The organism is Ruegeria lacuscaerulensis (assembly GCF_013031245.1).
In the GTDB taxonomy this organism is placed as follows: domain Bacteria; phylum Pseudomonadota; class Alphaproteobacteria; order Rhodobacterales; family Rhodobacteraceae; genus Ruegeria; species Ruegeria lacuscaerulensis_C.
Window position 1 is genome coordinate 244,438 of record NZ_WPZL01000002.1, and the last position, 19,893, is coordinate 264,330.

The window sequence follows — 19,893 nt, forward strand, 5'->3', positions numbered from 1 at the left end:
TCTATCGCACTAGAGCCACTGGATGAGTTCGAAGAGAAATGGGGTAGTGGATATACGCTTGAGATCTCGAAAGATGAGTTCGAGCAAGCTCTGGAAACTGCCCTCAACAATGAGTGACGGAGACCCGCAGTGAAACGGATCAATCTGGCTCTCCAAGGTGGTGGCGCGCATGGCGCGTTTACTTGGGGTGTTCTGGACCGGATTCTGGACGAAGACGACATCGAGGTTGCGGCGATCACCGGAACCTCGGCTGGGGCGCTGAACGGGGCCGCTTTCAAGTCGGGAATGGTGCGAGACGGGCGTGAAGGTGCGCGGGCTAGTCTGAACGGGCTCTGGGCGCGCATGGGCGCGGTAGGTGACATGCGCCTTGCCAACTGGATGCAGGCGATTGAGCCGGCGCAGATTGCCCATGCGATGGAGTATTCTTTGCCGTTCTCTGTAGGTGATGCCTGGTCCCGGATGGTCTCGCCTTATTCATATGGTCCGTTTTATCGCAATCCGCTGGAGCCAGTAGTTGATCGGTTCAATTTTGACGAGATCTGCGCGGACGAAGGCCCGCAATTGTTTGTCTGCGCGACCTGTGTGCGCAGTGGCAAGATCCGGGTGTTTACTGGAGGTGAGGTCTCGACGGATGCCATTCTGGCCTCGGCCTGCCTGCCGAATCTTTTTAAGGCGGTCGAGATTTTCGATCCCAAATCTGATAGGACCGAGGCTTATTGGGATGGCGGTTACACCGGCAATCCGGCGCTGTACCCATTGTTCAACAATGACCTTCCTGACGACGTGGTGATCGTGAACATCAACCCGTTGGAGCGGGACGAAGTACCAAAGACACCGCAGCAAATCCAGAACCGGATCAATGAGATCAGCTTTAATTCGTCGCTGTTTCGCGAACTACGCGCGATCAGCTTCGTTCAGCGTTTGCTGGCAGAGGGCAAACTGAAAGCCGGAGAGATGAATCGGGTACTGGTGCATATGATCGCAGATGACGAGCTGATGAACGATCTTTCGGTGGCGACCAAAACGGTGCCAAACCCGGTGGTTCTAGCCAAACTCAAAAGGGCTGGGCGCGCGGCGGCCGACCGGTTTTTGTCTGATCACAAGAATGACCTGGGTGAACGCAGTACGGTCAACCTGCCAGAGATGTTCGGCTGATCACTCTGGCGGCTGCGTCGGGTCTTTTTCGTTCGGGTAGACAAGACCCGCCGAAATCACCAGCTTTGCTGCGTCTTCAATCGACATATCCAGCAGGATGACATCCTCGGCCGGGAAGAACAGCAGGAACCCGGAAGTCGGGTTCGGTGTGGTGGGAACAAAGACGCTCAGCAACTCTCCGCCCGTTTCTGCCCGTTCACTGACCTCGCCCTTGGCGGTGGTCGATACGAAGCCGATGGCCCAGATGCCGCGGCGGGGATACTGGATCAGGCAGGCTTTTTCAAAGGACCGTTCGGTTTGGGCAAAGACAGTCTCCGAGATTTGTTTGATCCCGGAATAGACCGACCGGACGACCGGCATTCGATTCACCAGGCTTTCGCCGAAATGGATCAGCGAACGGCCCAGAATACCTTTGGCGATCCAGCCAACGAGGACGGTGAAGATCAGGAAGATGATTACACCGACGCCATGCAGGTTAATTCCGACGTATTCCTGCGGCTGGAACCGTTGCGGCACCAGAGGAAGTACCGCGCTGTCAATCCAGCCGACCACCGACCAGATTAGCCAGATGGTCAGCCACACAGGTGCGATGACGACGATGCCCGTCAGAAAGGACGCGCGCAGCCGGGAAAACAGGCCCGGGCGGCGGTGGGGTTCTTCGTCAAACGGTGTGTTCATTGCGATCCTGAGCGGTTTGCGGATTTAGTTAAGCAGTCCGGTGCTTTGGTACAATAGGTTTGTGTCAATCCGCTTGGGTGGACAGCGCGCGCGCGATCCCGGCCGCCAGCCGTGCGTTGTTGCGGACCAGCGCGATATTAGCAGTCAGCGAGCGGCCTTCGGTCTGTTCATAGATCCGCTGCAGCAGGTAAGGCGTGACACCTTTGCCGCTGATGCGGTGCGCATCCGCGTCGGCCTGCGCCGAGGCGATGATGGGGGCCAGTTCCTCAGCCGCGATCTGATCCGCAGCCGGGATCGGGTTGGCGATCAGTTGACCGCCCGGCAAACCAAGCGTGCGGCGTGTGGTGTGCGCCTTGGCGATGTCTTCGGCGGTATTCATGCGCAACGGGGCGGCATAGGGCGATTTGGCTGACCAGAAGGCGGGGAATTCGTCCTGACCATAGGCGATTACCGGAACGCCCAGCGTTTCCAGAACCTCAAGCGTTTTGGCCAGGTCAAGGATAGCCTTGGCACCTGCGGCCACGACCGTCACAGGTGTTTGGGCCAGTTCATGCAGGTCAGCGGAGATGTCGAACGACGTCTCAGCCCCTTGGTGCACACCGCCGATGCCGCCGGTGGCGAAGACTTCGATACCGGCATGATGCGCAGCAATCATGGTGGCCGCCACCGTGGTAGCGCCGGTGCCGCCGGTCGCCATGCAAGCCGCCATATCGGCGCGGGACAGTTTGGCCACGCCCTGAGCTTGTCCCAGGCCTTTCAGCTCATCCGCTTCAAGGCCCACATGCAGCTTGCCCTTGATTACGGCCATGGTGGCCGGAACCGCACCGCCGTCGCGGATGTCCTGTTCGACCTGTGCCGCGACCTCAATGTTCTGAGGATAGGGCATCCCATGGGTGATGATAGTGCTTTCCAGCGCAACGATGGGCTGGCCCGTGTCTTTGGCGGCGCGGACCTCGGCGGAGTATTGAATGTCGATCACAGTGGGGTTTCTCCGGAAACGTAAGTTGCAGCGGCGCGCAGGGCGCGGGCCAGGGCTTCGTCGCTGGACGCGCCACCGGCCTCGGATGCGATATGGGCCGCCATGAAGGTGTCTCCCGCGCCAGTCACGCGTGTGACCAGAACGGATGGGGGAGTTTGGGTCAGGATTTCGTCCGCGCTGCCAACGGTGGCCGAGTTGCCGCCGTCGGTGACCAGCACCCGAAGTGCGCCGCGATCCAGCAGACCCCTTGCGGCGGCCTCAGAGTCGGTGAATTCGCGCTGGCAGAGAATTCCAGCCTCTTCCAGGTTCACGTAGAGCGTGGCGCGCGCGTGTATGAGGAAGGGCAACAGGCGTTCGGCCTTACCGGGCGAGGCCGGGGCCACGCGCAGATCGGCCCGGGCAAAAGCGGGGCTCTGGGCGATTTCCTCAAGCAGGTCCAGTGTCAGGTTGCCGTCCAGCGCGATGGGACCGTCGAACGGTGCGTTCTCATAGCCCAGCGGTCCGTGCATCAGCGGGCGCAGGATTTTGGCGCCGGCAGCCTCCAGTGAATGCGCGTCGGCGATGGCTGCGATCAGCCCGTTTGCGCCTTCGACGGCCATGTAACGGTCGGTCGGCAAATCTTGCGAGCGGTAGATGTGATCTGTCACCATCCCCAATCGGGCACATGCGTTTACCAGCTCGTCCCCTTCGGGGTCGCGACCGATGGCGGTCAGCAGGGTTGGCGTCATACCGAACCGCACCAAGGTCATGGCAATATTCATGGCCACGCCGCCGGGCAGGCGGGTGATCCGCCCCGGCACGTCCGATCCTTGCCGCATGGCGCTTGCAGAGCGTCCGATTACGTCCCACAGGACCGAGCCGATACACAGGATTTCGCTGTTCTGAGTCATGTGGACGTCATGCCGCAGCCCCGGCGCGGGTGCAAGGGTTAACGCTCACATGGTCAGCGCATGGCGTCGGTCAGAGCTTTCAGCGATGCCAGAGGGTCGTCCTGTGACCAGATCTCATCCCCAATTCCGAAGAAATCAGTGCAGGGGGTCAGGTCGCGGATCAGGTCAGGGGTCAGGCCGCCTTCGGCCACGACCGGAACCTCAATCATCTCGGACCACCACTGGAACAGGTCACGTTCAGCAACTGTCCCATCTCCAAGCACCGACGCGCCGACCGGGCCGAACGCCACGTACTCCGCGCCTGCTTCGCCCGCGGACATGCCGTCATGGCTCGAGGATCCGCAGAAACTGCCAACGATGGCATCCGCGCCCAGTTCCTTGCGCGCCGCCCGGACCGAGCGTGCGGCATCGTCCAGATGCACCCCGTCCAGCCCCAGCCGCTGCGCCAGCAACACGTGGTTGGAGATCACCAGAGCGACGTCACGCGCGTGTGCCACCTCGCGGCAGGCATCGGCTGCGCGGGCGATGGCGTCCTCGTCGCCTCCGGCCAGCGCCAGACGGATGCAGGCGATTTCGGCACCGTCCAGAACACGGGCCAGTTGGTCGGGGAAGGTGCTTAACGAGATCGTCGGTGGGGTGATCAGGTAAATCTGCGGCTGCTCGGGGGTGTCCATCGGCGCGTCCTTCGCTATCAGTCTTTTGCGCGGTTTAGCGGATTGCAGCGGGGAAGCAAACTTTTATGCCTGTTTAAGGGGCAATTGACCGCCCGGACACCTTGCCCTGCGCAATTGCGCCGATTACAGCAGGCCAAGTTTTCGGAGTGAACCATGCCCAGCGATAAATCCCAGCCTTCCTTTGTGCTCGTGCGCCCGCAGATGGGTGAAAACATCGGTGCCGCCGCGCGGGCAATGTGGAATTTCGGGCTGGACAGGATGCGGATCGTGGCCCCTCGGGACGGGTGGCCGAACCCCAAGGCAGTGGCGATGTCCAGCGGGGCCGGGCGGTTGCTGGACGAGGCGCAGTTATTCGATGATCTGGCCGGCGCTTTGTCAGACAGCACTTTTGTCTTTGCCACCACCGCGCGCCAGCGAGGGCTGACCAAGCCGGTCTATAGCCCTGAACGCGCCATGCAATTGGCCACAGAAAAGGTGGCGGCGGGGGAAATGGTCTCGATTCTGTTTGGCCCCGAACGCGCGGGGCTTGAGAATGAGGATATTGCCAAGGCCAACGCCATCATTTCGGTCCCGGTGAACCCCGAATACGCCTCGCTGAACCTCGGACAATGCGTATTGCTGACCGCCTATGAGTGGATGCGCCAGAGCGGTGATGTAGTGCATGAGGCCACCGATCTGGGCAAGGGAGACTGGGCAACGGGGATCGAGGTCGAAAAATTGGTAGAACATTACGAGGATCGTTTGGAAGAGGCGGGCTTCTTCTATCCTCCCGAAAAGGCCGAAGGCATGAAGACCAACCTGCGCAATCTGTGGTCGCGGATGCGCATGACACGGGCCGATGTGCAGATGTTGCACGGGATCATGCGGCAGATGGTCCGCTGGAAGGACAAGAGTTGAATGGCGGCTGAGGCTGGACCTCGAACCCCCTTGGCCCTAGCTTGCGACGAAAATCAGGACATGAGGACGGCATGAACGGTAAGCGCAGCATCTTCGAAGAGGTCTCGGACACCGCGAAACAACAGGCGGTGCAGCCGGGCATGATCGACCGGGGCCGTGGTGGGGCTCGCGGCGCCATTCGTGTCTGGCTGATGATCCTGTTCGCACTGGTCGTAGTGATGATCGCAGTCGGGGGGCTGACCCGTCTGACCGACAGCGGGCTGTCGATCACCGAATGGCGTCCGATTACCGGTGCTGTACCCCCAATGACCGAAGCCGACTGGCAAGCCGAATTCGACAAGTACAAGGAAATCGATCAGTGGCGCATTCAGAACCAATGGATGGAGCTGGATGATTTCAAATCCATCTATTGGTGGGAGTGGGGACACCGTCAGCTGGGCCGCTTGATCGGTCTGGTCTGGGCAGTTGGTTTTCTTGGTTTCCTCGTGGCGAGGAAGATTCCAACCGGATGGACCGGTAAGCTGCTAATCCCCGGCGTGTTGGGCGGTGTTCAGGGTGCGGTCGGCTGGTGGATGGTCGCCTCGGGCGTGACACAAGGCGAGGGGATGATTGCAGTTGCCAGCTATCGCCTGGCGGTGCATCTGGGGCTGGCCTTTGTAATCCTGGGCTTTCTGGCCTGGTACATTTTCATGCTGGGCCGCGAGGAGCGCGACCTGATGCAGGCCCGCCGCGCGAAAGAGGCCAAGCTGTTCTCATTGTCCACCGGACTGATGCATTTCGCCTTTTTGCAAATACTCATTGGTGCGATGGTCGCCGGGATCGACGCAGGTCGATCTTACACCGACTGGCCGCTGATCGGGGGCCAAATCCTGCCGCCTGATGTCACAGCGCTGGAACCGATGTGGCGCAACTTCTTCGAAAGCCCCGGTCTTGTGCAGTTCATTCACCGTTGCGCCGGGTATCTGCTGTTCGCCTTCGGTGTCATTGTCTGGAGGCGCGGCGGTGCCAGTGCGCATCCGCAGACGCGTTTTGCGTTCAATGCAGCCTTCGCAGCACTGTCGCTGCAGGTGGTTATCGGTATCCTGACGGTGGTCTACGCGGCCCCCTGGCAAATCGCTATCTTCCACCAGTTCATGGCCGTCGTCGTCTGGACCTTGATTCTGCGCGCACGCTTCCTGACTGCTTACCCAATCGCAACTTCGATCCGCGGAGCCTGACCCCGATGACAGCCTTTGATGACCTGATGGCCTTTCAACGCGAAACCTCGGCTCTCGGGCAGATCGCCGGGCGGTTGGGCTGGGATCAGGAAACGGTGATGCCGCGCGGGGCCGCCCCGCAACGCGCCGAAGAGATGGCCGCGATTGAGGCGGTTCTCCATGCTCGTCGCTCGGACCCACGCGTAGCCGATTGGCTGAAACAGGCTCAGCCGCAGGACGAAGCGGGTCAGGCGCAGTTGCGCGAAATCCGCAGGTCCTACGAGCGCACGGTGAAAGTGCCCGCCGATCTGGCCAAGGCTATTGCGCGCGTGACCTCTGCCGCGCAGGGTACCTGGGCGCAGGCGCGCGCCGATGAAGACGTCGCGGCTTTTCTGCCCGTGCTGCAAGAGGTCGTTGCCCTGAAGCGCGAAGAGGGCGCGGCCCTGGCGCAGGGTGGCGACATCTTTGACGCCATGGTTGAGGATTACGAACCCTATACAACCGGCACGCAGATTGCTGAGATTTTCGACCAGATGCGCCCACGTCTTGTAGCCTTGCGCGCCGCTGTTTTGGACAAGCTCGGGCCCGCGCCTCTTTCCGGCATTTATGACGAACAGGCCCAGATGCGCCTGTCCCGGAAACTGGCGGCGACGTTTGGCTACGACTTTAACACAGGACGCGTGGACAAGGCGGTGCATCCGTTCAGTTCGGGCAGCGGTTTGGATGTGCGGATCACCACGCGCACCAGCGAAACCGACCCGTTCAACTGTTTCTACTCGACCATTCACGAGGTCGGCCACGCCGCCTATGAACAGGGCATTAACCCGGCCTATGCGCTAACGCCTTTGGGGCAGGGCGTGTCGATGGGCGTACATGAAAGCCAGAGCCGGATCTATGAAAACCAGCTTGGCCGGTCACGCGCCTTCACCGGGTGGCTCTACGGACAGATGACCGAGACATTTGGCGATTTCGGTATCGCTGACGCCGGCGCGTTCTATGCCACGGTAAACGGTGTCCACAACGGCTATGTCCGGACCGAGGCGGATGAAGTGCAATACAACCTGCATATCATGCTGCGCTTTGATCTGGAACGCGCGTTGATGGAGGGTGATCTGCAGGTCAGCGATTTAGAAGCCGCGTGGAATGACCGCTTCAATGCCGACTTCGGTTATGCGGTGGACAAGCCATCGAACGGGTGCCTTCAGGATGTCCATTGGTCAGTCGGGTTGTTCGGGTATTTCCCCACTTATTCGCTGGGCAATGTCTATGCCGGGTGCCTGTATCAGGCACTGCGCGCGGCGGTGGCGGGTCTTGATGCTCAACTGGCAGCAGGTGATACCTCAGGCGCGACCGGCTGGCTGCGGGAAAACGTTCAACAATATGGCGGGCTTTATACGCCGCGAGACGTAATCAGGCGCGCGAGCGGAAGGGAACCTGGACCGGAGCCTCTGTTGGATTATCTGGAAAGCAAATTCGGCGAGCTCTACAGCTTGTGATTGGAACCGCCGTTTTGCTTACGGGCGGCTTTTTTGTAGCAGCAGCTCTTTATCGCGGTCGCCCACTTGGCTTTGGCCGACACAGGAGGGTTGCCTAGAATTTTATGGGAACAAACTGCGCGGCCACCCAGAGGGACACAATCAGCAACGCATACGTGCCTACCACCCATGCCGTCATTTGTGCGGTGGAAAGCGCGTGCATTTTCATCATCTCGTGATCGCCCATCTGCCCTTGCTTTTGAGGCATCGAGCTCATTGAACCCTCGGGCGACCGATGGCCTAAAGCCGGTGCAGGCCCATCTGCCCCGGGCAGGGTCATGCAGCCATGCTTCAGATGGTGTGCGACCAGCCACCAGTTCACGGGAAATGCGATCACCGCGCCTACGACTGTGGCCAGACTCATTCTAAACCAGAAATCCGGTGTTAACGGATTTTCGGAACCTGGCCAAAGCGCAGCCAGAATAACCATCGTCGGGATCATCCCAGTCATCACGAAATTCATGGACACCGTTTCAGCAAAGATCGTTTTGCGAACGGCTTCCATGTAGCTGCCAAACATGGGCAACATCATCAAAGCCTGAAAAATGAAGAGACCAGAGACAAAACCGAAACCGTATTCGACAAGGATGTCCCAGCCATTGGGTAGTGCAAAAAAATGCAACAGAATGGCCGCAACGATGATGCCCGTCGCGTCGCCGGCAACGCAGTGCATTTCGCTGTTGATTCCCTGCTTCCATATGGCTTTTGTGAATTGATCATGCCCGCCGGGGAAAGGGCGTCGACAAGCCAGCAGGTAAAAGAACAATCCGACCGGCCCGGTATACAGCGTTACCAGAATCCATGCGGCACGTTGCACCCAACTGGTGACGCCATTTGAAATCGAATCCCACAAAACGAACAAAACACTGACGCCGGTGAGCAGGAACCAGACAAGCATAGCGCCATCAAGCATCAGCGAACTCCTGCGATGAGGGTTTCAGGGTTTTCATGACGTTAGCATGGCTTGTCACGAGTTCTATGCAATTTGGTGTCCGTGATCCGCTTAAGGCAATTTTGACGCTCTGAAGCCTGCCTGCGGTCGTCACAGATTCACCATCGGTTTCAATGGGCAGAGGCCACAAAAAACCCCGCAGCGCGTGGCGCTGCGGGGAAACAAGATTTTCGGTGGGGCGGGGTCTATTCCGCCTCTGTTTCGTCCTCACCCTGATCGGCGATCCAGGCGACGCTGACGACTTCTTCGCCCTTGCCGGTGTTGAACACCTTCACGCCGCCTGCGCTGCGGGATCGGAAGGAAATGCCGTCCACCGGCACCCGGATCGACTGACCCTTGGAGGTGGCCAGCATGATCTGGTCGTCAATCTCAACCGGGAACGAGGCAACAAGTTCACCGCCGCGCATCGCCTTGTCCATGGCTGCAACACCCATACCGCCGCGTCCACGAACCGGATAGTCGTGGCTGGAGCTGAGCTTGCCCGCGCCGCCTGCCGTGATTGTCAGGATCAGATTCTCGGCGGCCGACATTTCAGCGTAGCGTTCTTGCGGCAGTACACTGTCGGCGTTGCCTTCATCCTCATCGCTGTCAGCCTCGTCGGTGACACCGGCCATCAGGCGGCGCATTTTCAGATAGGCGGCGCGTTCGTCCGGCCCGGCCTCGAAATGGCGGATCACTGACATCGAAACGACCCGGTCGCCATTGGTCAGCCTGATCCCCCGAACACCGGTGGATTCGCGTGAGTTGAAAACACGCACATCAGTCGTGCGGAAGCGGATGGCGCGGCCCGCATTGGTCACCAGCATCACGTCTTCATCCTCGGAACAGATGCGTGCGTTCACCAGTTCAACGCCTTCGGGCAGCTTCATGGCAATCTTGCCGTTGCGGCGAACATTGGTGAAATCCGACAAACGGTTACGGCGCACATCTCCGGCGCTGGTAGCAAAGACGATCTGCAGGTTTTCCCATTCGTCATCCGGTACATCGACGGGCATGATCGCCGCGATCGAGACACCGGTGGGGATCGGAAGGATGTTGACGATGGCCTTGCCTTTACCTGTACGTCCCGATTGCGGCAGGCGCCAGGTCTTGAGTTTGTAGACCATCCCATCAGTGGTGAAGAACAACAGCTGCGTATGCGTGTTTGCCACGAAGAGGTTGGTAACCACGTCCTCTTCCTTGGTCTGCATGCCCGACAGGCCCTTGCCGCCGCGCTTTTGCGCCCGGAAATCGGCCAGCGGAGTGCGCTTGATGTAACCACCAGAGGTGACGGTTACGACCATGTCTTCACGTTCGATCAGATCCTCGTCTTCCATATCGCCGGACCAGTCGACGATTTCGGTACGGCGGGGAACGGCGAACTGCTCGCGGACGCTGCGCAGCTCATCACCGATGATGGACATGATGCGCTCGCGCGAGGACAGAATATCCAGATATTCCTTGATCTTGGCCGCCAGTTCTTCCAGCTCGTCCGTGACCTCTTTGACGCCCAGTTGGGTCAGTCGCTGCAGGCGCAGGTCGAGGATGGCGCGGGCCTGAACTTCGGTCAGGTTATAGGTGCCGTCGTCGTTCATCTTGGACAGAGGATCGTCGATCAGACGCAGATAGCCTTCGATCTCAGCAGCAGGCCAGCGACGGGTCATCAGCTTTTCGCGCGCTTGGGCGGCGTCGGCAGAGGATCGGATTGTGGCAACCACTTCGTCCACGTTCGACACAGCCACAGCCAGACCACAAAGGATATGGCTGCGCTCACGTGCCTTGCGCAGGTCGTAGGCGGTACGACGGGCGACGACATCCTCGCGGAAGTCGATGAACGAGGTCAGGAACCGGCGCAGGGTCAGCTGCTCGGGCCGACCGCCGTTCAGCGCCAGCATGTTGCAACCAAAAGACGTCTGCATCGGCGAGAAACGGTAAAGTTGGTTCAGCACCACCTCGGGTGTCGCGTCGCGTTTCAGTTCAACGACCACGCGCACGCCGTTGCGGTCGGACTCGTCCTGCACGTGGCTGACGCCCTCGATGCGTTTTTCGCGCACGGCCTCGGCGATCTTTTCGATCATCGCGGCCTTGTTCACCTGATAGGGGATCTCATCGACGACAATGGCATACCGGTCCTTGCGCAATTCCTCGACGCGGGTCTTGGCGCGGATGATGACGCTGCCACGGCCTTCAAGATAGGCTTTGCGCGCGCCAGAGCGGCCAAGCATTACGCCTCCGGTCGGGAAGTCAGGACCGGGGACGTATTCGATAAGCTGCTCGGAGGTCAGGTCCGGGTCGTCGATCAATGCCAGTGTGGCATCGACCACTTCGCCCAGATTGTGCGGAGGGATATTCGTCGCCATCCCCACGGCGATACCACCGGCACCATTGACCAGCATGTTCGGAAAGCGAGCGGGCAGGACGGTCGGCTCTTTATCCTTGCCGTCATAATTGTCCTGAAAATCGACTGTGTCTTTTTCGATATCGGCCAGCAGGGATGCAGCGGGCTTATCCATCCGCACTTCAGTATAACGCATGGCTGCCGGGTTATCGCCGTCCATCGAACCAAAGTTGCCCTGACCATCCAGCAGCGGCAGCGACATTGAAAAATCCTGCGCCATCCGCACCAGCGCGTCATAGATCGCGCTGTCGCCATGCGGATGGTATTTACCCATCACGTCGCCAACAGGACGCGCCGATTTGCGATAGGACTTGTCGTGCGTATTCCCGGTTTCGTGCATCGCGTACAGGATGCGCCGATGCACCGGCTTCAGCCCGTCGCGCAGATCGGGGATCGCTCGGGACACGATGACCGACATGGCATAATCCAGATAGGATGTGCGCATCTCGGATTCGATGGACACCGTCGGGCCGTCGTAAACAGGGCGCTCGGGCGGGGTTTCATCCATGTTTTCTGGGATTTCTGGCGTATCGCTCACGTAAACTGCCCGTGTATTGTTCTGGGTCTATATCTTGTGGATGCATCTTATCAGACCCGGCATATAAGGTGCAAGCAAGCAACCATTTTGCATGGGAAAAAGACGCGTATCACCCGAGTAACATAATGTTAACTGAGGGTTAGGGAGTTTTCGTGTTACCCTGAAGAGACCTTGTAACAAATTTGGAGGTCTGCATGGAGCAAAGCGAAACGGAAATGATGCTCAAGGGGTACGGGCTGACAACGGCGGAATTCTTCTACCACATGCCCGATTATATCCACGTCCTGAACACCTTCATCTGGCAGGATTACGATCTGGCACCGGATCATCCGAAACTGTTCGATTTCATCGACTTCTGGCAGCGCGAGATTGAAGGGCCGCTGCATTCGGTTCGGTTTACGCATCGCAAGATGATCTCGCCGGGTGAATGGCGGAATGTCGTAGGTGAATTTCGGGTAAATTGAGTGTCCGGCCGAAATCTCGGTCAGTAACGATTGAGACGAGTTATATTTTTAAGCGCGTAGGCTAAAGTGTCGGCCGAGTCATTGGTCACATACGGAATCGCGCTATGCCAAGAGTATTGATTATTGCAGCCGCAGCTTTGATGGGCGGCCCGGTATTTGCCGAAGGCGTCCTGGACAAGATCAAGAAGGGCGCAGAAAACACCGCCGATGCTATTGGGCGCGGAGCTGAGAGTGTTGGGAATACAGTCGAAAAAGGCGCAAATGCGGTCGATGATACCGTAAGCTCCACAGTCAATCTTCTGTCAAACGAGGCCACACCGGAAGAAACACGTGCCAAGCTGGACGATATGGCCACTGAGATTCTGGATCAGCTTTTGATCGAAAATCCCGAGGCGCAGTCGCTCTATGATGTCAGCGCAGGCTACGCGGTTTTCGACTCTCGCAAGGTTACGGTGTTTCCGGTCTCGGCCGGGTATGGGCGCGGCGTGGCGGTTTCGAAGGATACGGGCCAACACACATATATGAACATGGGCACGGGTGGCGTTGGCGCGGCCATCGGTATCGGCGGCTTTGAAACCAAATTCGTGATCCTGTTCGAAACGCCCTCGGATCTGGAGAAATTCATTGATCAGGGGTACGACGCGACGGCTGAAACCGGAGCCATGTACGGTGACGGCAGCACCGGCGAAACCGTCCGGTTCACTGATGGCCGGTCATTCTTTGTGCTCGGCAAAAAAGGCTGGCGCGTTTCGGCCGGGGCTTCCGGCACGAAATTCTGGAAATCCCCGGAATTGAACTGAGGGTCAACCGGAACAGCTGGCGCCGCCCAGAACGCAGAATTTGGCACAATGAGGGTGGTTGAGGTGCACGTCCGCTTCGGCCTCGGCCAGGGTATGGCCCATCTCGAACTCGGGCTCATACGGCAGTAGGGTGCAGGCCAGAACCGCAGGCCGGTCAGCACCCTTGCGCTTGACCACCATACGGGCGCTCGCGCACATTACCTCGTTCGGTGATGTGTTTAGGATGTCCCAGCAAGATGTTGTTATTTCGGGCACTTCAACGGTTTCGTCCATCTCGGGGAACAGTACTGTTTCACTCGGGTTCTGCGCGTCGATGTCAAAGCCATGCTCGGCAAAAAAGGCCGCATACCCGGCGCGGCTGTCGGCTTCGCTGTTACCCCATAGTGTGCGCCCGGCGACAGCCATGTTGAAACCGTTGTCGCGCAGCCACTCCATTCCGGTCAACGTCCTGTCAAAGCTGCCTATGCCACGCACATCGTCATGCAGTTCCGCGCGGTAGTGATCGACCGAGATCCGAAGGGTCAGCTTGTCGCCAAAATCTCGCTGAAGCTCCAAAAGCCCCTCGCGCATTTTGCTGCGCATCATTGGCTGCATCGCATTGGTCAGGATCAGAACCTCATACCCGCGCTCCAGCGCTGCGCGGGTCATTTCGATCATGTTGGGGTTCATGAAGGGCTCGCCGCCGGTAAACCCGATTTCGCGCACTGGCCAGCTGCGGGATTCGATCTGATTCAGGTAATCGCGCACTTCGTCGGCCGTTATATAAACCAGGGCATCATTTGTCGGACTGCTGGCGATATAACAATTCACACATTCGATATTGCACAAGGTTCCAGTGTTGAACCAAAGTGTCTCAGGGTTGTTCAGCGCAACGGATGCTCGCGTTTGCCCGTCAGCTGTCAACAATTTGTTCTGAAACTTGCCGATATTGGCGATCTGAGGGGCGTTGTCTTTCATTCCGGTATCCGGTTCTTTGATGTCGTTATGTGGACTTAGTTCGTTACTGCCGGATTGGTAAGGGCAACGTTGCGGTACTGACAGAGTTTTGATGATGGGAGAAAAACCGCCAAATGATTGCGCTAACATTGGACATGCCCGCGGGGGCAAGGTAAGGAAAACGCATGGTTTCTCGCGTCATCCCTGTCGATCCCTTCGATCTGGTCATCTTTGGCAGTACCGGCGATCTTGCCCAGCGCAAAATCCTTCCGGCGCTGTTTCGGCGTTTTTGCGCAGGTCAATGGCCCGAAGAGGTGCAGATCATTGGTGCGGCGCGCGCTGCATACGACCCTGAGGGTTTTCGCGGCATCGTAGCCGAATCGTTGCGCAGCCATGCACCGGCGCAGTGTCAGGACATTGGTTCTCTGAACGCGTTTTTGCAGCGGGTTGACTACGTGTCGCTGGACGCATTGACAGATGAGGGGTGGGATCAGCTTGCCGAAAGACTGACTGTCGATCGCGTGCGAGGGTTCTATTTTTCGGTCGGGCCGCGCCTGTTCGGTCCGCTGGCCGAGCGGATCAAATCTCATGATCTGGCAACCTTGCACACACGTATCGTGGTAGAAAAGCCCTTTGGTCACGATCTGGAAAGCGCGCGGGCGTTGAACGCCACGCTTGCCGCACATTTCTCGGAGGGCCAGATCTATCGGATCGACCATTATCTGGGAAAGGAAACCGTTCAGAACCTGATGGCTGTCCGGTTCGGGAACATGCTGTTCGAACCACTGTGGAACAGCCAGTATGTCGATCACATCCAGATTACCGTTGCAGAATCCGTGGGCATTGCCGGGCGAGAGGAGTATTATGACCGCGCAGGTGCGATGCGCGACATGATGCAGAACCACCTGATGCAGCTTTTGTGCCTGATCGCGATGGAGCCTCCGGCCAAGTTCGATCCCGACGCGGTCCGGGACGAAAAGCTCAAGGTTATTCGCGCGTTGGACCCGGTGGAACCGCACCATATCGTGCGCGGACAGTTCGAGGGTGGTGCCAACGGGCCGGGGTATCGCGAAGTTGTGGGCAATCCGCGCTCGACCACCGAAAGCTATGTGGCGCTGCGGGCGCATGTCAGCAACTGGCGATGGGCGGGCACGCCGTTCTATCTGCGCACGGGCAAACGGTTGGTGGCACGGTCCTCGGTGATAAACGTGATGTTCAAGGACGCGCCACATTCAATCTTTGGCGCTGACGCCGGACGCCACGCAAATGTTCTGTCCATTCGCCTGCAGCCGAACGAAGGCATTACGCTGAAGGTGACGATCAAAGAGCCCGGTCAGGGCGGAATGCGCCTCGTCGATGTTCCTTTGGACATGAGTTTCGCCGAGGCGCTGGGATCGGAAAGTCAGGATCCGCCGGACGCCTATGAGCGGCTGGTGATGGATGTGATCCGTGGCAACCAGACGTTGTTTATGCGCGGCGACGAGGTCGAAGCCGCCTGGGCCTGGACCGATCCGATCATCGCGGGCTGGCAGGCGCGTGGTGACGTACCCAAACCATACGAAAGCGGCAGCACCGGTCCGGGCGACGCCGAGCTGCTGATGAAACGAGACGGTCGCCGCTGGCAAGGAATAAACCCATGAATATACTGGAATACGCCGACAGGGACATGCTGGCCATAGACGTTGCCAACGTTTTGGCCGGGGATCTTGAGTCCGCCTTGCTGCACCATGATATTGTTTCGTTGGCAGTGCCGGGCGGTACGACGCCGGGGCCGGTTTTCGACGTGCTGTGTGCCGCCGATTTGGAATGGGACCGTGTCCGGGTTCTGCCGACGGATGAACGCTGCGTGCCGGGTGATCACCAGCGCTCGAACGAGCGTCTGATCCGCGAGCGTCTTCTGACCAGCCGTGCGTCGGTGGCGCAGTTTATTCCCTTATACGTACCGGGTAAGGAACCCGAAGACGTCCTGCCCGAGATCGAAAGCCTGATCAATCCGGTGCTACCGCTGTCAGTCCTGGTGCTTGGGATGGGCGAAGACATGCACACGGCCTCTCTGTTCCCAGGAATGGATGAACTGTCGGCGGCACTGGACGGTCACGCACCCACATTGGCCGTGGCCCGAACGGATGTGCAGCCCGAGGCGCGCATTACCATGACTGCACCCGTGCTGGATGGCGCCTTGTCGAAGCACCTGATCATCTACGGGACAGCCAAACGCGACGCACTGGAGCGAGCCATGTCCCTGCCGCCGGAAGATGCTCCGATCGCGGCGGTACTGAGCGGCATGACTGTACATTGGGCGGAGTAGCAACGATGCAACTGGACGCACTTATCGCACTTGCAGCTGACCGGAAAAACCAAGCCATTCTGGACTTGTTTGATGCAGACGCTGACCGGGCGCAGGGTTTCTCGGCTTCCACCGGCGATCTGCTGTTTGATTATTCGAAAACCCGGATTGATTCGGACGTCCGGGACGCTCTGATCCGTCTGTGCGATGAGGCCGGGCTGGCCGACCGTCGCAAGGCGATGTTTTCAGGCGAAAAGATCAACGAAACCGAAGGGCGCGCGGTGCTGCATTCTGCGCTGCGTAACCTGGACGGTGGCCCGGTTGAGGTTGATGGTTTGGACGTCATGCCCAATGTGCTGGACACGCTGCAACGGATGAGGGTCTTTTCCGAAGAGGTACGCGGCGGCGCAGTTACCGGGGCAGGGGGCAGCTTTACCGATGTGGTGAATATCGGCATCGGCGGCTCTGATCTGGGTCCGGTCATGGCGACCCATGCGCTGGCTCCATATCACGACGGGCCAAGGCTGCACTATGTCTCCAACGTGGACGGTGCGCATATCGCGGATACTTTGCGCCAGCTTGATCCGACCCGAACGCTGATCATCGTCGCATCCAAGACCTTTACAACCATCGAAACCATGACAAACGCCCGAACTGCACGGGCTTGGATGACGGATGGCGGAGGCGATCCGGCAAAACAGTTTGCCGCCGTGTCCAGCGCCCCGGATAAGACGCAAGCCTTCGGCATCCCCGAGGACCGTGTTTTCGGTTTTGCCGATTGGGTGGGCGGGCGCTACTCGATCTGGGGGCCGGTCGGCCTGCCGGTCATGATCGCAGTTGGGTCAAACGCCTTTGACGCGTTTCTGCGGGGCGGACAGGCGATGGACGTGCATTTCCGTGCCGCTGACTGGGGCGACAATATGCCGGTGATGCTGGCTTTGGTTGGAATTTGGCACCGTCAGGTCTTGGGGCACAGCAGCCGCGCGGTTCTTCCTTATGATCAGAGGTTGTTGCGCTTGCCGGCCTATTTCCAGCAGTTGGAGATGGAGTCGAACGGCAAGTCTGTCGCAATGGATGGCAGTTCGCTGGAAATACCGTCCGGCCCGGTTGTCTGGGGCGAACCCGGCACCAATGGTCAGCATGCTTTTTACCAACTGATCCACCAGGGCACCGACGTGATCCCTTGTGAGTTCATGGTCGCCGCAGAGGGGCACGAGCCTGAACTTGCCCACCATCATCGCCTGTTGTTGGCCAACTGTCTGGCGCAGTCCGAGGCGTTGATGCTGGGCCGCTCACTGGACGAAGCGCGGCAGCGCATGGCGGACAAGGGGCTTCACGGCGACGAGTTGGAACGTCAGGCGCGGCACCGCGTCTTCCCGGGCAATCGACCGTCTACGACATTGATCTATCCGAAGCTTACACCCTTTGTACTGGGGCAGATCATTGCCCTTTATGAACACCGTGTTTTTGTCGAAGGCGTTCTGCTGGGCATCAACTCGTTCGACCAATGGGGCGTTGAACTGGGTAAGGAACTTGCGACCTCGCTGGGGCCTGTCGTGGACGGAGAGACCAGCGCGGACGAGAAGGATGGTTCGACCGCGGCGCTGGTCGCCTATGCGATGCGCCACCGGGACTAAGGCCCGTTCAAACCGCCGCCGGGCAAGGCGGCAGTTTGCATTCTCTTATTGTCAGACAATTAAATGATTGGCAGGGTTCCTATTGAGGAGATGCCTTGAAATTTCTGCCGGCCAAATGTCGGTCGAAGTGACAGGGTCAAAATAGGTGCCAACGATCAGAAGCGGCACCGACAAAGGGAGGACGTCCATGCTGGGACAGATGATGACGCAGCCTTTGCTGATCTCGTCGCTGATTGAACACGCCAATCACTATCATGGCCAGACTGAGATCATCTCGGTCGAAACTGATGGGACCGTGACTGAGACCAACTGGGCCCAAGTTGCAGAAAATGCGCGAAAACTGGCCTCGGCGCTGACAAAGCTCGGGTTGGCCCTGCATGACCGGATCGGGACGCTGGCCTGGAACAACCGAAGACATCTTGAGATTTACTTCGCCACATCGGGCGCAGGTTTTGTATGCCACACGGTCAATCCGCGTCTGTTTCCGGAACAGCTGACCTATATTATCAACCACGCGCAGGATCAGGTCCTGTTTTTTGACGCAACCTTCATTCCGCTGGTCGCGGCCTTGAAGGAGCACCTGACCGAGGTGAAGCATTATGTGTTGATGGGCCCACGGAACGAGGACGCCATTTCCCAGATACCTGATGTTCAGTTCTACGATGACCTGATCGAGACCGGAGACGCCGGTTTCCAATGGCCCTGCTTTGATGAAAACACGGCCTCCAGCCTGTGTTACACATCCGGTACGACTGGCAATCCCAAGGGTGTGCTCTATTCACATCGCTCAACCGTTCTGCACAGTTTCGGATCGAACACGCGCGACGTAATTGGATTTTCCGCAATGGATGTAGTCCTGCCAGTGGTGCCGATGTTCCATGTAAACGCATGGGGATCACCTTATGCCTGCGCCATGTCGGGCTCGCGAATGGTTCTGCCGGGGCCAGACCTGCACGGTGAGGCGTTGGTCAAACTGATCGACACCTATGGAGTGACTTTGGCTATGGGAGTGCCCACGATCTGGCAAGGTTTGCTGGCTTATGCCGAACAATCCGGAAGTAAATTAGAAAGCCTCGGGCGGACGGTGATCGGTGGGGCGGCATGTCCTCCGTCGATGATCGAAACATTCCGCGAAACCTACCGTGTTGAAACTATCCACGCCTGGGGCATGACCGAGATGAGTCCGTTGGGCACAGCCAATCACCCGCTTGCTAAACACGGGGACCTGCCCGTGGATGCGCAACATACACTGAGGGAAAGCCAGGGGCGCCCCTGTTTTGGGGTGGAACTGAAAATTGTGAACGATGATGGCAAGGAGCTGCCGAACGACGGAGAAACCCAGGGTGATCTTTTGGTGCGGGGGTATTGGGTATTGGACAGCTATTTCCAGACACAGGATCAGGGCCTGTTGCAGGATGGCTGGTTCGCCACCGGTGACGTGGCGACGATCGACCCGGATGGTTACATGACGGTTTGCGACCGATCGAAGGACATCATCAAGTCCGGCGGCGAATGGATCAGCTCAGTCGAACTGGAAAACATCGCGGTCGCACACCCAAAGCTGGCTACGGCCGCAGTGGTTGGCGTGCCTCACCCAAAGTGGGACGAGCGTCCGATCCTTGTTGCTGTCAAGGCAGATGGTGAAGACCCAACAGAAGAAGAGTTGCTGGCGTTTTTTGATGGCAAAATCGCCAAGTGGCAGGTTCCGGATAAGGTTGTGTTCACTGATGCTTTACCTCTGAACGCCACGGGCAAAGTGTTGAAACGAAATTTGCGGGCAGAGTTTGCGAACGTTTTGGATGAATAGTCAGAAATAGTGTACCGCTAGTCGCCGAAGTTAAAGGCTAGTCCAGCACGCAAGACAGTCACTGGCTTTTCACGCCAAGGCCGGGCAAAGC

At 58.7% G+C, this 19,893-nt stretch carries 17 protein-coding genes; 10 read left to right on the forward strand and 7 right to left on the reverse strand.

Annotated features, from left to right (window positions below; all coding sequences use genetic code 11):
* The first annotated feature begins 129 nt into the window (after nucleotides 1–129).
* On the forward strand, nucleotides 130–1,155 hold the full coding sequence (locus tag GOX66_RS03785) for a patatin-like phospholipase family protein (RefSeq protein ID WP_170759743.1): 1,026 nt from the start codon (nucleotides 130–132) through the stop codon (nucleotides 1,153–1,155).
* On the opposite strand, the gene GOX66_RS03790 is transcribed toward GOX66_RS03785, so the two are convergent.
* The 4 genes from GOX66_RS03790 to GOX66_RS03805 form a co-directional block, all read right to left on the reverse strand.
* Nucleotides 1,156–1,833, reverse strand: a complete 678-nt coding sequence (locus GOX66_RS03790; RefSeq protein ID WP_170759745.1) for a DUF502 domain-containing protein — start codon at nucleotides 1,831–1,833, stop codon at nucleotides 1,156–1,158. It lies immediately after the preceding gene.
* A gap of 64 nt (nucleotides 1,834–1,897) precedes the next feature.
* On the reverse strand, nucleotides 1,898–2,812 hold the full coding sequence (locus tag GOX66_RS03795) for a pseudouridine-5'-phosphate glycosidase (protein WP_170759747.1): 915 nt from the start codon (nucleotides 2,810–2,812) through the stop codon (nucleotides 1,898–1,900).
* The gene (locus tag GOX66_RS03800) at nucleotides 2,809–3,702 is read right to left on the reverse strand and encodes a PfkB family carbohydrate kinase (RefSeq protein WP_170759749.1); all 894 of its coding nucleotides are present in this window, start codon (nucleotides 3,700–3,702) and stop codon (nucleotides 2,809–2,811) included. Before GOX66_RS03800 ends, GOX66_RS03795 begins: the two co-directional genes overlap by 4 nt.
* Before the next feature lie 53 nt (nucleotides 3,703–3,755).
* Nucleotides 3,756–4,376 (reverse strand): thiamine phosphate synthase, encoded by a 621-nt coding sequence (locus GOX66_RS03805; protein ID WP_170759750.1) that lies wholly within the window; start codon nucleotides 4,374–4,376, stop codon nucleotides 3,756–3,758.
* Between the two features lie 153 nt (nucleotides 4,377–4,529).
* Here GOX66_RS03805 and GOX66_RS03810 point away from each other — a divergent pair, with 153 nt between their 5' ends.
* From GOX66_RS03810 to GOX66_RS03820, 3 genes are all read left to right on the forward strand, one after another.
* Nucleotides 4,530–5,273, forward strand: coding sequence for an RNA methyltransferase (locus tag GOX66_RS03810; protein WP_170759752.1), 744 nt, complete (start codon nucleotides 4,530–4,532; stop codon nucleotides 5,271–5,273).
* Nucleotides 5,274–5,344: 71 nt separating this feature from the next.
* Nucleotides 5,345–6,490 carry a heme A synthase gene (gene ctaA / locus GOX66_RS03815; RefSeq protein ID WP_170759754.1) on the forward strand — a complete coding sequence of 382 codons (1,146 nt, stop codon included), beginning with the start codon at nucleotides 5,345–5,347 and terminating at the stop codon, nucleotides 6,488–6,490.
* A 5-nt stretch (nucleotides 6,491–6,495) separates the two neighbouring features.
* On the forward strand, nucleotides 6,496–7,965 hold the full coding sequence (locus tag GOX66_RS03820) for a carboxypeptidase M32 (RefSeq protein WP_170759755.1): 1,470 nt from the start codon (nucleotides 6,496–6,498) through the stop codon (nucleotides 7,963–7,965).
* A gap of 94 nt (nucleotides 7,966–8,059) precedes the next feature.
* Here GOX66_RS03820 and GOX66_RS03825 read toward each other — a convergent pair whose 3' ends face one another.
* Together GOX66_RS03825 and gyrA are read right to left on the reverse strand one after the other, a co-directional pair.
* Complete coding sequence (locus GOX66_RS03825) at nucleotides 8,060–8,917, reverse strand: DUF4396 domain-containing protein (protein ID WP_170759757.1); 858 nt, start codon at nucleotides 8,915–8,917, stop codon at nucleotides 8,060–8,062.
* Between the two features lie 224 nt (nucleotides 8,918–9,141).
* Complete coding sequence (gyrA, locus tag GOX66_RS03830) at nucleotides 9,142–11,871, reverse strand: DNA gyrase subunit A (RefSeq protein WP_336509161.1); 2,730 nt, start codon at nucleotides 11,869–11,871, stop codon at nucleotides 9,142–9,144.
* Nucleotides 11,872–12,065: 194 nt separating this feature from the next.
* Between gyrA and GOX66_RS03835 the strand changes: the two genes are divergently transcribed.
* Nucleotides 12,066–12,335, forward strand: coding sequence for an usg protein (locus GOX66_RS03835; RefSeq protein WP_170759759.1), 270 nt, complete (start codon nucleotides 12,066–12,068; stop codon nucleotides 12,333–12,335).
* A gap of 104 nt (nucleotides 12,336–12,439) precedes the next feature.
* Complete coding sequence (locus GOX66_RS03840) at nucleotides 12,440–13,135, forward strand: lipid-binding SYLF domain-containing protein (protein ID WP_170759761.1); 696 nt, start codon at nucleotides 12,440–12,442, stop codon at nucleotides 13,133–13,135.
* A 3-nt stretch (nucleotides 13,136–13,138) separates the two neighbouring features.
* Here the strand turns inward: GOX66_RS03840 and GOX66_RS03845 are convergent, their stop codons facing one another.
* Nucleotides 13,139–14,092, reverse strand: a complete 954-nt coding sequence (locus GOX66_RS03845; protein ID WP_170759763.1) for a radical SAM protein — start codon at nucleotides 14,090–14,092, stop codon at nucleotides 13,139–13,141.
* Nucleotides 14,093–14,256: 164 nt separating this feature from the next.
* Here GOX66_RS03845 and zwf point away from each other — a divergent pair, with 164 nt between their 5' ends.
* The 4 genes from zwf to GOX66_RS03865 all read left to right on the forward strand — a co-directional run bounded on the left by zwf (nucleotide 14,257) and on the right by GOX66_RS03865 (nucleotide 19,802).
* Nucleotides 14,257–15,711, forward strand: coding sequence for a glucose-6-phosphate dehydrogenase (zwf, locus tag GOX66_RS03850; protein WP_170759765.1), 1,455 nt, complete (start codon nucleotides 14,257–14,259; stop codon nucleotides 15,709–15,711).
* On the forward strand, nucleotides 15,708–16,379 hold the full coding sequence (pgl, locus tag GOX66_RS03855) for a 6-phosphogluconolactonase (protein ID WP_170759767.1): 672 nt from the start codon (nucleotides 15,708–15,710) through the stop codon (nucleotides 16,377–16,379). The genes zwf and pgl overlap by 4 nt, the downstream gene beginning before the upstream one ends.
* Before the next feature lie 5 nt (nucleotides 16,380–16,384).
* Nucleotides 16,385–17,995: a glucose-6-phosphate isomerase gene (gene pgi / locus GOX66_RS03860; protein WP_170759769.1), complete on the forward strand. Its 1,611-nt coding sequence runs from the start codon at nucleotides 16,385–16,387 to the stop codon at nucleotides 17,993–17,995.
* Between the two features lie 187 nt (nucleotides 17,996–18,182).
* Nucleotides 18,183–19,802: a long-chain-fatty-acid--CoA ligase gene (locus tag GOX66_RS03865; RefSeq protein WP_170759771.1), complete on the forward strand. Its 1,620-nt coding sequence runs from the start codon at nucleotides 18,183–18,185 to the stop codon at nucleotides 19,800–19,802.
* Nucleotides 19,803–19,893: the final 91 nt, after the last annotated feature.